The 12,535-nt window shown below is 44.9% G+C and carries 13 protein-coding genes; 1 reads left to right on the top strand and 12 read right to left on the bottom strand.

Annotated features, from left to right (window positions below; genetic code table 11):
- Positions 1-2 precede the first annotated feature (2 nt).
- The 11 genes from OB236_RS25850 to OB236_RS25800 form a co-directional block, all read right to left on the bottom strand.
- Positions 3-1,043 (bottom strand): ABC transporter substrate-binding protein, encoded by a 1,041-nt coding sequence (locus tag OB236_RS25850; RefSeq protein WP_262686531.1) that lies wholly within the window; start codon positions 1,041-1,043, stop codon positions 3-5.
- Between the two features lie 50 nt (positions 1,044-1,093).
- A complete protein-coding gene (locus tag OB236_RS25845; RefSeq protein ID WP_262686530.1) occupies positions 1,094-1,870 on the bottom strand; it encodes an ABC transporter permease in 777 nt (258 codons plus the stop codon).
- Between the two features lie 71 nt (positions 1,871-1,941).
- Positions 1,942-3,309 carry an LLM class flavin-dependent oxidoreductase gene (locus OB236_RS25840; RefSeq protein WP_262686529.1) on the bottom strand — a complete coding sequence of 456 codons (1,368 nt, stop codon included), beginning with the start codon at positions 3,307-3,309 and terminating at the stop codon, positions 1,942-1,944.
- A 14-nt stretch (positions 3,310-3,323) separates the two neighbouring features.
- Positions 3,324-4,310 carry an aldo/keto reductase gene (locus OB236_RS25835; protein ID WP_262686528.1) on the bottom strand — a complete coding sequence of 329 codons (987 nt, stop codon included), beginning with the start codon at positions 4,308-4,310 and terminating at the stop codon, positions 3,324-3,326.
- Positions 4,311-4,479: 169 nt separating this feature from the next.
- Positions 4,480-5,337 (bottom strand): ankyrin repeat domain-containing protein, encoded by an 858-nt coding sequence (locus OB236_RS25830; RefSeq protein ID WP_262686527.1) that lies wholly within the window; start codon positions 5,335-5,337, stop codon positions 4,480-4,482.
- Positions 5,338-5,461: 124 nt separating this feature from the next.
- Complete coding sequence (locus OB236_RS25825; RefSeq protein ID WP_262686526.1) at positions 5,462-5,884, bottom strand: DUF3995 domain-containing protein; 423 nt, start codon at positions 5,882-5,884, stop codon at positions 5,462-5,464.
- A 481-nt stretch (positions 5,885-6,365) separates the two neighbouring features.
- Complete coding sequence (locus OB236_RS25820; RefSeq protein WP_262686525.1) at positions 6,366-6,881, bottom strand: TetR/AcrR family transcriptional regulator; 516 nt, start codon at positions 6,879-6,881, stop codon at positions 6,366-6,368.
- Between the two features lie 102 nt (positions 6,882-6,983).
- A complete protein-coding gene (locus tag OB236_RS25815) occupies positions 6,984-8,375 on the bottom strand; it encodes an NAD(P)-binding domain-containing protein (protein WP_262686524.1) in 1,392 nt (463 codons plus the stop codon).
- Positions 8,376-8,426: 51 nt separating this feature from the next.
- Positions 8,427-8,876 (bottom strand): MarR family winged helix-turn-helix transcriptional regulator, encoded by a 450-nt coding sequence (locus OB236_RS25810; RefSeq protein ID WP_262686523.1) that lies wholly within the window; start codon positions 8,874-8,876, stop codon positions 8,427-8,429.
- A 108-nt stretch (positions 8,877-8,984) separates the two neighbouring features.
- Complete coding sequence (locus tag OB236_RS25805) at positions 8,985-9,431, bottom strand: VOC family protein (protein ID WP_262686522.1); 447 nt, start codon at positions 9,429-9,431, stop codon at positions 8,985-8,987.
- A 285-nt stretch (positions 9,432-9,716) separates the two neighbouring features.
- Entirely contained in the window at positions 9,717-10,382 is a 666-nt protein-coding gene (locus tag OB236_RS25800; RefSeq protein WP_262686521.1) for a TetR/AcrR family transcriptional regulator, read from the bottom strand.
- Positions 10,383-10,647: 265 nt separating this feature from the next.
- Here OB236_RS25800 and OB236_RS25795 point away from each other — a divergent pair, with 265 nt between their 5' ends.
- Complete coding sequence (locus OB236_RS25795; protein WP_262686520.1) at positions 10,648-11,673, top strand: LacI family DNA-binding transcriptional regulator; 1,026 nt, start codon at positions 10,648-10,650, stop codon at positions 11,671-11,673.
- A 74-nt stretch (positions 11,674-11,747) separates the two neighbouring features.
- Here the strand turns inward: OB236_RS25795 and OB236_RS25790 are convergent, their stop codons facing one another.
- On the bottom strand, positions 11,748-12,533 hold the full coding sequence (locus tag OB236_RS25790; protein ID WP_262686519.1) for an enoyl-CoA hydratase/isomerase family protein: 786 nt from the start codon (positions 12,531-12,533) through the stop codon (positions 11,748-11,750).
- Positions 12,534-12,535 lie beyond the last annotated feature (2 nt).

Raw genomic sequence — 12,535 nt, 5'->3', positions numbered from 1 at the left:
AATTATTTTTTGGGCACATAACGAAGATCAAGAATCTTGTCGATATCATATATCTGATCCTGGAAGCCTAATTCAAGCTGAGTTTGTTGGGTTTCCTGCAGTGACTGCTTGTTCACGTCAGGCTTGTTCTCCCACAGTACCATCTCACGCTCGAACGCTTTGTCAACCGCAGCTGGGTCAATCTTCACTTGCGTCAGGAAAAATTTCTTATACTCATCGAGATGGCTCTTGGCATATTCCTGGGATTTAAAATAAGCGCGCAGCAGCTTCTCCACCGCATCAGGATGCTTGGCAATAAAATCATTTTGGGATACCAGAACGCCTGTGTGGAAGTTCGGCAGATAATCCCATCCCTTGGCCAGCAGAGTTGCCTTACCGCTGAGCTCACTGAGGGAAACGAATGGCTCATGAATGATGGTGGCATCCACTTGTCCTGACGTCAGACTGGCGAACGCAGCATCGTTTACACCATTCGCAATCAGAGTAACATCATTTTTAGCAAGACCATGCTTTTTCAAAATTACTTGCGTATACACATCAAGCCCTGAGCCAAAAACGGCTGCTCCCACCTTTTTACCTTTTAAATCCTCAATTTTTTGAATTTCTGGACGTGCGATCAAATAAAATGCACCTTTTGTGCGGAACATGGAGGATACGATTTTGAGAGGCGCCCCTTTGCCCGCTGCTACTATAGCTTGTGTTGTGGCGAGATCGGCAATATCGATATCCTTGCTCGTCAGACCCGGAACTGGATTCTGGGTCGAAATGAATTCAACGTCCAGACCCTCTTCTTTAAAGAACCCTTTCTCTGCTCCGAATTGAACGGCCATGCCACTCACTCCATTGAAGGCCGCATACTTAACCTTCTGCAGCTGTTGGCTGCTGGTGGCAGGAGCAGAGGACGAATTGGAGGATGAACCCCCGGATGCTGGAGCTGCCTGAGTTGCGTTATTAGTTGCGTTGTTTCCGCAGCCTGCAAACAGGATTAAGGCAAACAGACTCATCAACATAGTTCCCATGCGTTTCTTGTTTCTTTTAACCATCCTATGATCTCTCCCTATGTGTGAATAAATCTGCAAATTTCTGTGAAACTTCAGTTTGACTTCCACTTGAGGACTACCTTTTTCTCCAGTAGATCGATGAGTGCGATAATAGCTACCGAGACAACCGTTACAATCGTAATAATGGCAAAAGCCTGCGCAGTGTCATACAACGACGTCGCCTTGACCAGAATATTCCCTAAACCGTCCTGCGATGCGATCATCTCGCCGAATAAGGCACCTACAATCCCGGTTGCTGCCGATACCCGCAGAGCCACGAAGATCGTTGGCGCAGCTGAGGGCAAAATAACCTTGATAATCGTTTGCCATCTGGAAGCCTGAAACACTCGCGCTACCTTCAGATGATTATCTGCCGTTTGCTTGATTCCGGTAATCGTGCTGAATGCAATCGTAAAGTAGCAAAACAGAAACACGACAGCGATCTTATGCGGAATACCAATACCCATCCACAGCATAATGAGCGGAATGATGGTAACCTTCGGCACAGCCATCAGAGCGGATAGAAACGGTCTGAATAAATCCTCCGCGTGTCGTACGAGTACAAGAAACATGCCAGTAGCAATCCCTAACCCTGCAGCTAACAAATAACCGATGAAAAATTCCTGCATCGTCACACGAAGATGGTGATAGATCTCACTATGGGTCAGCAGCACATAAATCTGCTTCACAACCTCTGTCGGCTCCGACAAATACAGTTTCCCTACGATCCCCATTCGAACAACTAGCTCAATAGCACCTAAGAGGAGCAGTGCGAGCGCGATTTGTCCAATGAGGATGATACCAAATCTTTTTGTTTTCTTGTTCTTCATCTCTAGCCTCCCTTGCGCCTTGAATCCCATGCTCCTTTGAGACGGGCTGCCCTACGTTCTCGCTTAATGATTTAGCTTTGTTGTAAAAGGCCTTTATGAGCGAAACGATTCTCGGGGCGTGCCAGTCCAAAATGATCGCGGAACGTGCTTCCCTCATATTCAGTACGGAACAATCCACGTCTCTGCAGCTCGGGCACGACAAGGTCGATGAACAGATTCAGACCATCAGGCATATAAGGCGCGCACAGGTTAAAGCCGTCCGCAGCCTCTCCTTGAAACCAATTCTCAATCTGATCGGCTATTCGCTCCGGTCCACCCACCAGAAGCAGATGTCCACGAACCGTAGCGGCAAAATAATGGAATAACTCACGGATTGAAATATCGTCATGACCTGATGCGTTCTGAGCCAGCTGTATGAAAGGTCTCGCCCCTTCTCCAGGCAAGGTAGACAGTGCCAGATCCGGCAGCGGACCATCGAACGGATACGCGGATAGATCGATGCCGATACGTGCAGACAATGGCTTCAAATCAAAATTTGTAACCAGAAGAGAACTTAGCTCCCGATATTTGGCATACGCCTCATCATCGGTCCTACCGACAATGGGCACCAATCCGGGCATAATGAACAGCTCGTCCTGCTTCCGACCGTACTTGGCCAGCTTGCTCTTAATTCCGGCATAAAATGCGCGGGCTTCCTCAAACAGGAATTGTCCGGTAAAGATGACATTAGAGAATTGCGCACCCAGCTCCTGACTCCGTTCTGAGGTTCCAGCTGATAAGAGTGGAAGCTGTCCCTGTGGTGGTCTCGCCACATTAAGCGGTCCAGCAACAGAGAAGTGGTCACCCTTATGATGAATCGCGTGAACCTTGCTTTCATCTACAAAGACGCCGGACGCCTTGTCCCTTATGAAAGCGTCGTCCTCCCAGGTATCCCACAAATCCTTCACGATTTGCACGAATTCATCAGCGTAATCATAGCGCTTCGTATTATCCCAATGCTTGTCACGGCTAAAATTTTGCGCTGCACGGGCATCGGCTCCCGTAACCACGTTCCAGGCTGTTCGTCCTTGGCTCAAATAATCGAGTGAAGCGGTCATCCGTGCAATGTGATAAGGCTCTGCATAAGTCGTGTTGGCGGTCACGATTAACCCGATTTTTTCCGTAACTGCGGCTAAATGGGCAATCATGGTGAATGGCTCCAGCCTGACCATCTGGGATGGGAATTGATACTGCATATCCGCACTGGATGCCAACGCGTCTCCAAGAAAAAAGAAGTCGAACTTTGCTGCCTCCAGACGTTGGGCCACTCCTTGCAGGAACTTGGGATCGAAAGCACCATCGGTTACCGATTCAGGAAGTCTCCAGCCTGCCGGATGGTAACCGGTCGAGAAAAGGAACAGGCCGAGATGAAGTTGACGTGGTTGATTTGAATGGCTCATAATGATTCATCCTCCTAACGAATTAATGAAATATTTTGTGAAAATTGGTCAATCGTGTTCAATTCTTCAATGGTCAGTCGTTGATCCGCAAATCGTAACGAATCGCGGACTTGCTCAGGCTTGGAAGCACCCAGGATTGCAGAAGATACGTAGCTGTGACTAAGTACCCAAGCGAGTGAAAACTGCGCTAATGTCCAGCCCCGCGCTTCAGCGAGCGGGCGAATGGCTTCAACGAGTTCATAAGCCGGATTCTTCTGCAAAAGCAGCTTCAGTCGCTGCTCTCCCGCTGCCAATCGTGTACCTTCCTGCGGTTGCTCACCCTGCTTGTATTTACCGGTCAGAATACCACGGCCAAGCGGACTGTAGACAATCATGCCAACCTTCTCCGATTCAGCGAATGGGACTAGCTCCTGTTCAATACCTCGTGAGATCAGACTGTATTCCGGCTGTACACTCTCGAACCGGCCCAACCGGTTCAACGCACTGATTCCATGCGCCTTGGCAAGCTGCCATGCCGCATAATTTGAGCACCCGATGTATCGGACTTTCCCCTGCTTAACCAGTTCATCCAGAACGCCAAGCGTTTCCTCTATTGGAGTGGCTGCATCAAATCCGTGCACCTGGTACAGATCAATGTGATCGGTCTGTAACCGACGAAGACTGTTTTCCAGTGCACGATAAATGTGATAGCGGCTCAAGCCTGAGTCATTCACACCCGTACCAACAGGTGCCTGCACCTTTGTAGCCAACACAATATCGTTTCTTCTCCCCTTCAAAAGCCGACCCAGGATCGCTTCCGATTCCCCAGTCCGGTTGGGATCACCAAGGTCCATGCCAGATCCGTATACATCGGCGGTATCTATTAGATTAATACCGGCTTCCAGCGCCTGATCCAGCACAGCTGCTGAGGCTTGCTCATCGATCCAGCGACCAAAAGCCATCGTTCCCAGACTGACCTCGGACACTTTGAGGCCAGTTCGGCCTAATTTTCTGTATTTCATTCGTAAGTACACTCCTTATACAACAAAATAAACAGCCAGAAAGACGCCTTGTTCCCATTCGCGTCTCTCCGGCTGTCCGGTAGAGTTCATATATTAGATTAATTATTCCGATGTGTTTAGTAGGGTAATAGCATGGAGTGATCCTATTGTCTATATGCTATAAGTTTCCTTATTCTCTCAGCATATCGGCTGCTGCTTGTTGTCCTTTACTTACAGCAAGCTCATAAGGCGTCTGTCCATCGGCATTTATAGCAGTTCGGTCTGCTCCGTGCTGCAGAAATATCCTGATTAGCGACTCACGGCCGAAGTAGGCTGCTACGTGAAGTGCGCTGTAGCCTAGCCGGATACTGCCTTCACATTTGGCGTTGACATCTGCGCCATGGCTGATCAGCAGCTTAATGACATGCTCGTAGTTGCCGAGAATCGCAGCATGGATCGCCGTGTTGTTCAGACTCCCGTCCTTGCTCCTGGCATTTACATCTGCACCCAGTTCGAGGAGCATTTTGACAATTTCCTCATTTCCAAAATGCGCTGCCATCGACAGCGGCATAAATCCATCTGGACTATATGCGGAGATGAGCTCGGGTGATTGCTCGAGCAATTCCTTAACCCGCCCTGTGCTACCGACCACCGAAGCTTCAAACACATCGAGCTCTGCACCGTTGTCGATAAGCAGCTCCTTGATATCGTTCGCACGCATGTAGGCAGCCATTAGAACAGCTGTTTCTCCCTTACTATTCGTAGCGTTCACGAGCGTAGAATCCTGATGAATCAGTTGGGTAACCTTCTCAAGGTTATTCAGCTTAACGGCCTCGACCATCTCATTGCGCAATTGCTGAACGTTGTCAGCAAGGAGTTGAGCCCTGCGCAATAGCTCCTCCGAAGATTGAATACCAACATTGACAAAGTGAGAGACAGCCCTCGATCGATTGGTCTCCAATCCTGAATCAACGAGCAGGTCCACCGCTTGAAGTGCCGTATCGTCCAATCTTATGGAGATTACGATACTTGGCTTTTTCTTAGCCATATACGCCTCCATTTAAACACTGTATTTTTGATTACAAAATTACAATATCACATTATCTCTTGAAATACTACCCCTTATTCACATTGTTTTACACGGAATTTGTGTGAAGATCGTTATACCTTGATCACAACAAAAGAATCGCACATGTGAAGCCGAAATACAAACAAAGCGGACTATATAACCATGTATCATTTTTAGCGAATGAAGTGTGATTGATGTTCTTAAAAAATCCTACATATTTAAAATCACCTATCGCACGAAGAAAGAAGACGGCTGCGCAAACGAAACACCCAACTCTTGTAAGGGTATTGGATACAAAGTAAGCTACAAAACCTCCTTGAACCAGAAGAATGAAACACACAACAAGAAGAAGCATAGCCACAAATAATGTACCCAGCCTACCAGGAACAAAAGCAGGTTTATACTCCCCCGCTCTCGAGGGTATAACGGCATGTGTACCCCAGCGACCCCCATATGCCCAATAAACATGCAGGATACTAATGATACCTAAAAGACTTACAGTTGATAAAGTCATCACAAATTTCAATTGAATGCCTCCCTGATCACCTTATTTCACTTTGCTCCATAGCCCTAACACAGTTTCCAAAAACATGAAGCCTACTAATAATTTCGTTTGCGGCCTTGGAAGTACACGAACTAAAAGAATTGAAAATATGAATATCAGTACATTATTGAATATGCAAATATAATTCAGCAAACTGGTTTCCAGCTTAACGTTAATCATGGCTAAATTAAGGCTAGCGTTTGAAATTACGGCCAACCCGCCACTTACGAACCATATCGATTCTTGGGTCATCGATTTGTATACTCGGGGTGTTATCCAGATGTGAATAATCCCCAAAAGCATAATCATCAGTGCTACAATCAGGTATAATGCTTGTATAGATAAGCTCCTTTCTACATTTTTTTGGGGTTTACTAGCAAACTTTCAAACATACGCATCCGTATGTTGATGGTTTTTTTATGTCCCTATGAATTGTACGACAACTCCTTAGGGACACGCAAAATCATATATTTTTTAATAGCATCGCAAACATTTTGCCAATATCAAAATTGGTATTAGCCTCAAACCGGGTCATCCATCCTACATAAATTAAATAAGTAAGTCTGGCCCTGTCTAATGCCTCTAAAGGTGCCAGACCTTGCTTTTGATACAGTATAGCCATAAAATTAATTCTTTGTTCCTCAATATCTACTAAACGAGATGCCACGAAAGGATCATGATGGGACCAACCATAAATGCCAATCTCAATTTGTTTGTCTCGAGAAATACTGATCTGAAGCAGCTGCTCCAATGAGGAGTTATTTTGCTCCATGCTTTGAATAATTCGTTTAGTTGCATGCTCCTCCCAAAAATCCAACATGGAATTCAGCAGTTCCTGTCGGTCCTGAAAGTAGTGGTAAAAACTCCCTTTACTTATTTTCAGCGTCCGAGCTAGTACTTCGACACGTACTTCATGGATTCCAGCTTCAGCTAATTTATTGAGTCCAGCCTTTACCCAGTCTTCCCTTGTTAATTGCATGATTCACCTCTAGATACGGTAGCGTATGTTTTTATAAGGTTACTCTTTCATTTTTATTTTGTCAATAGCGTATGAACCTCTCAACTTTGATTATGGAATTGTTCATTTAATTTCAGTCGCGCAGCAGCTTGATTCGTTACTTGGCTTCTCCTCACAGCACGTGGATGTTATTTGAAGGCTGCATACGCCTGTCTCTGGCAAGTCCAATTCTACGCTGCGGGCGGCCACCCAATCTCCGGTTAGACCTGCGACAACAGACCGAACCTGTTCATATCCTGTTGCCAAAAGAAAGGTTGGAGCTCTTCCATAGCTTTTTACACCGACGATATACAAGTTTTTCTCAGGCTGACTCAGTTCCTTTTCCCCATGAGGACGAACGGTTCCACAGCTATGCTCATTAGGATCGATCAGGGGAGCGAGCTCTGCAACACTTTCAATAGCAGCATCAATATTGATTCTAAGCTCTCTTAAGAAAGCAAAATCCGGTCTGCTACCTGTATTGCTAATAATTTCGTCTACGCCTACGATCTTATCGGCCTTTCCAGCTCCTATGACGTTAATCTGTCCATTCTCTAATTCAAAATTCCTGATATGAAACGGAGTCACGACATCAACAAATCCTTCATCCACCATTTTTTGTATGCGTGTCCCAAGGTCACCGCGGGCGGGGAGACTATCGTTATCTTGACCACCGTAAGCTTCTGTAACACTTTGTTTTCGCATAACCCAGGTGATATGCGTGCGCGGCTCCTCTATCTTTAAATCCTGAAGCTCCAGCAAGGTATTAATAGCAGAATGGCCTCCTCCTACTACAAGGACATGTTTACCTGCATAACGCTGCTTGTGCGATCCGAGAATATCAGGTATTCCATAAAAAAAATGCGCAGCGTTCGACTTTTCTGATTCGGTCCAGACTCCATCGGAGAGTGACGGATTCGGATGATCCCAGGTACCCGTGGCGTCGATAATAGCCCTTGCCTCAAATTGCTTAGGTTCTCCATCGATCTCCACATACACGGAAAATGGCAATTCATCACGGCCGCTTGTTTTTATTTTACTTAAGCCTTTTCTGCTAATGGCTTTAACGTTTGAATGATACCAAATATGATTTTTAATCTCGGGTATCTCCGCAAGTGGTGCTAAATAGGTCTCTACCAATTGTTGTCCCGTCGGAAGTCCAGCGTCGTCCGGGGCTTTCCAGCCATTCGATTCGAGAAGTTTTCTTGCGGCCTTATCCACGTTGTACTGCCAGGGTGAGAATAAACGAACATGCCCCCATTTTAAGATATTGGAGCCTACGGCAGCTCCTGCTTCAAATATCACAAAAGACTCACCTCGTAAGGATAAATGAGCCGCAGCTGCCAAACCCACTGGTCCCCCACCAATAATCGCAACTGGCAATGACTGCTCCGTATGCTGATTCCCCTTTACAATATCTCCTCCACAACAAGTCGCCTTCCCATTGTCCTGCTTGTTAGTTTCATAAAAGTTCATAATGATTCCCTCCAATTTTTATTTGCATTTTGCAAGTATTCATGAAAAAAATTACCCCAAAGGGGTTGTGCAGCATTGGCTGGATTTAGCCATGGCATCATTTAAAAGCTGGATCGAGCGAATGACGGTTTCTTTTTCAAAATCGTTCATGTGTGAAAAAACTTCATTCAGATACGCATTCATCTGTTGGTCAATCGTCGTTGCTACGTATTTACCTTCTGTCGTTAATGAAAGAACATATACCCTTCTGTCGTCAGGATCGGGTAACTTTTTTACCAGATTCATTTTGATTAATGCTTGAATCTGGCGACTGAAGGTCGTAATGTCGGTTCCCAATGCTTCTGCTATCTGCTGAATGGATGGCTTATGCTGATGGTCAATCTCATACAGGATGTGACTTTGAACTAATGAAATATCAACTCCACCGGCAGTACAGCAATTTTTATTGAGAAAACCAAAACGACGTGTCATGATTTGAAATAGTTCGCGAGTATTATCCATGGCAGCTCACCTCATGAATTAGTTATACAATATATATTTGCATTTTGCAAGTATTTAATTCCCCCTCACCTCTCGGGTTAGGGAGAATATTATGCACAGCCTCACATTCTATTCAATGAACTCATCCTCAAGTGTTCCATGAACAAGGACAACTTCGTTAACATCAAACTTATTCCCGTCCAAATCGAAAAATACAAAGTTGAAGCCGCAGCTGCCGCGGTCATGAAGTTGTTCGATTCTTACACCACTGGATTTCAGGTGGTCATGAAGCACTTCTATGCCACTCACCTCAAAGGTGAACCTGAACATTTCATTACCCAACTTATTAGGGAATTGGCTATCGATCTCCCCCTCTGTTTCAACCAAGTGCAGCCATTGTCCATCAGAAAGCTTCATAATTGCTTGAGCTTCTGCAGGATTGAAAGGTACTGCATATTCCAATCCAAAATGTTGCTGCCACCATTGAGCTGACTTGATCGGGTTGCTAACAGGCACATATACCGAACATATCCCCTTCAATGCAGTTCCTTGAAATACATTTGAAATTTGTGACATCCTCATCATCCCTTCAATTGTTTATTCGTTCTAGCTTAGGTTCAAACATCTTGTGTCACATCAACGGTATCCCTTGAAATCACTTGTAATCATCATGCTAAATTGGAATAATATGGGTTTATATGATCCTAATATGTATTCTATGACGAAGTGCTATTTCCTTTAATATATTCCTTTTCCAACAACAAAAAAGCCGCAATTTAAGCGACTTTTCTTCCATTTCATCAATTTTCCCTTTCCCCAATCCTCATGGGCACATAATTTCTGACGTATGATCCGACAAATCTAATCCTGCCTTTGTAAAATCCCTTGCAAGATCACCTCTAGCCCCCAACGAAACCGCTCTCCCGAGGAGAGTAGCTCGTCCCTCAAATTGGCAATCATCGGATATCGCATAACATCCAACGATTCATAAGAGGTTAAAATTGTATTCAGCGTTGTCCCTTTCTGATCACGGGAAGCTTGTTCGAATGCAACTGAAGTTGCATAGAGAAGTAATAAATCCACTCCCCATGCTGCGGACGTGGAACGAATTCCTCCTTCATGCAACCGCCCAAGGATATACTCCATGAGCGCTAACGAGTGTGATCCTACGGGAATCGTCGTTAGAGCGAGCTCGGCAATACCCGGAGATTCATATAGAACCGTTAGATACGAGTTCAGAGCATCGAACAGATTCGTTTTCCAGGATCCATCTTGAGCATCCGGCAATACGACTTTATCCAGCCCATAGTCCAACACATAAGCGCTTAGCTCCTGGAGGTTCGTGACATACACATATAGCGAAGAGGGACCTGTATCCAATGCTTTGGCGATTTTACGCATGCTCAGCCCGGACGAGCCTTCGTTCTTCAGTAATTCCAAGGCGGTCTTCACAATAAGATCTTTGCTGAGCGGCTCCTTGGCTGGCCGCGAACGACGACTGATTACGGTTCGATTTGAATTATTCATAATTCCCTTATAACATGTTCGTTTGAAATAGTAAACTATCAGCTGAAAGTTTCAATGATGATATTGGTACTAAACCCTGCATTTGTATGTAATAATTAATTTATATTCGTGTACCGGTTTATTATTAGGAGAGATATGTGAATCGGGATGGGTTGAAATAATTTGACTTCAATGAACATCACAATTAAAATTAGTTTAGTCAAACACTCATAAACCGTTATACTAAAACTAAGTTTTCCATACTTTTTCATTAGGAGTTCACACTATGAAACAGAAATCGACCATCTCGGATGTGGCCAAGTTAGCTGGTGTTTCCAAATCAGCTGTTTCTAAATATTTGAACAATATTCCGTATGTATCGGATGAAACACGCAAGCGTATTGAACAAGCGATTAAGGAATTGGATTATTACCCCAATAATTTCGCGAGAGCTCTGGTCCATAACTCGATTAAGCTGATTGGCTTGGTAATCTCCAATATTCATATCATGATTAATACCGAATTGATTAAATCCATTGAGGAAGAAGCCAATCAACTTGGTTATAACATTGTATTAGTTACTACGAATGATAATGAAGCGAACGATGAGCGCCTGTTGGAAATTTTAAAAGACCGGTTTCAGCATCTGGATGGTTTGATACTCGCCAATGCGAGAGAAAACCGACTGAATCTGGAAGCTTTAAAACAATCCTTCGAACACATTGTTATGGTGCATCGTCATGTTCCTACGGATTTTATTGATTATGTAGTCGTGGATAATTACACGGGTGGGAAACTGGCTGCCGAGTATTTGGTAAGGTTAGGTCACAAGCAAATTGGTATGATCCAGGGGCAAGAGGACATCTATCCGACTCGTGAAAGAGCACGCGGGTTCATTGAAGTGCTGCAGAAATATGAACTGTATAATCCAGAGTATATTATAGAGGGTGGAAAAACACTTGAGGATGGATACCGCGCTGCAGAAAAAATTATGCTATCGAATCATAAACCGACCGCAATCTTTGCGATAAGCGACGTGCTCGCTTTTGGCTTATTAGATGCCGCACGTGAGTATGGTTGGAAAATCCCCGAGGAAATATCACTCATCGGCTTTGACAATTTATTCTTCTGCAAATTGGCCAGAGTCCCTCTCACAACAATTGATTCTCGAATCAAAGAGCTCGGAACTCAAGCCGTGCAATTGTTGGTACAAAAGATTGAGGGCCAAATAGCAAAAGAAACGCTGCAGCAAGTGATGCTGGCTCCATCGTTAGTTTCGCGGGAATCCTGCAAAGAAATTTCACATCAATAATAAGTCGGAACCAGGCTTTCTGAGAAAGTATCCTGGTTCCGACTTGACGGTAGATGCTATTCACTTATAAAAATTTATCGATGTTTAAAATTCGCCGAGCGTTTACCGTAAAATGCAGCAATGCCCTCATGAATATCCTCACTTTTAAAGACGATTTCGCTCAGCTCTAACGATTTGGATTGTCCTGCGGCCGTTCCGGCCAGTAAACCATGATCTACTGCTTGTTTGATGCATTTCATAGCTACACCGGATCTTAGGGAAATCGTTAAAGCAAGCTCCATAGCTGCTTCCAGAGCCTTCCCCTCTGGAGCGATTCGGTTAATCAATCCCATACGAAAAGCCGTCTCTGCATTAATGGAATCCCCGATATACATTAGTTCCTTGGCCCTTGCCTCTCCAATCAATTGGGGCAATCTTTGCGTGCCTCCGCTCCCAGGAAATACGCCCAATTTACATTCTGGAAATCCAATTTGAGTCTGTTCCTCCATCACTCTGATATCGCAGCATAAAGCCAGTTCAGCACCTCCGCCCAAGGCAATTCCGTTGATAGCCGCAATGGTAGGGATCGGCAGCTTATCCAGCATATCGTATACGTAATTTTCGATGGCTAATTTGTCAACGATCACGGTGCCGGCCTTAACCAGATCAGCAAATTCTTTGATATCCGCGCCCGCACAAAATGCCCTGCTTCCTTCACCGGTAACGATAACAACGCGAATTTGGGGATCGGTCTCGATTTGTTTTAAAACTTGCGCAAGCTGAAGCGTCAACTCTCTTGATACCACATTTAATGGAGGATTGGATAATTGAATAACGGCTATGCCATTGGACTCCCGAATTAGCTTTATCGTATCACTCATCG

It is taken from the genome of Paenibacillus baimaensis (genome assembly GCF_025567575.1).
Note: the sequence above shows the minus strand (reverse complement) of the source record. Positions and strands in the feature narration are given on the sequence as shown.

Bases quoted from the DNA above. Each gene is read 5' to 3' on its own strand.
- OB236_RS25835 (WP_262686528.1), bottom strand. From the start codon at position 4,310: ATGAAATACAGAAAATTAGGCCGAACTGGCCTCAAAGTGTCCGAGGTC.
- OB236_RS25840 (WP_262686529.1), bottom strand. From the start codon at position 3,309: ATGAGCCATTCAAATCAACCACGTCAACTTCATCTCGGCCTGTTCCTT.
- OB236_RS25790 (WP_262686519.1), bottom strand. From the start codon at position 12,533: ATGAGTGATACGATAAAGCTAATTCGGGAGTCCAATGGCATAGCCGTT.
- OB236_RS25845 (WP_262686530.1), bottom strand. From the start codon at position 1,870: ATGAAGAACAAGAAAACAAAAAGATTTGGTATCATCCTCATTGGACAA.
- OB236_RS25800 (WP_262686521.1), bottom strand. From the start codon at position 10,382: ATGAATAATTCAAATCGAACCGTAATCAGTCGTCGTTCGCGGCCAGCC.
- OB236_RS25830 (WP_262686527.1), bottom strand. From the start codon at position 5,337: ATGGCTAAGAAAAAGCCAAGTATCGTAATCTCCATAAGATTGGACGAT.
- OB236_RS25820 (WP_262686525.1), bottom strand. From the start codon at position 6,881: ATGCAATTAACAAGGGAAGACTGGGTAAAGGCTGGACTCAATAAATTA.
- OB236_RS25850 (WP_262686531.1), bottom strand. From the start codon at position 1,043: ATGGTTAAAAGAAACAAGAAACGCATGGGAACTATGTTGATGAGTCTG.
- OB236_RS25805 (WP_262686522.1), bottom strand. From the start codon at position 9,431: ATGTCACAAATTTCAAATGTATTTCAAGGAACTGCATTGAAGGGGATA.
- OB236_RS25795 (WP_262686520.1), top strand. From the start codon at position 10,648: ATGAAACAGAAATCGACCATCTCGGATGTGGCCAAGTTAGCTGGTGTT.
- OB236_RS25810 (WP_262686523.1), bottom strand. From the start codon at position 8,876: ATGGATAATACTCGCGAACTATTTCAAATCATGACACGTCGTTTTGGT.
- OB236_RS25815 (WP_262686524.1), bottom strand. From the start codon at position 8,375: ATGAACTTTTATGAAACTAACAAGCAGGACAATGGGAAGGCGACTTGT.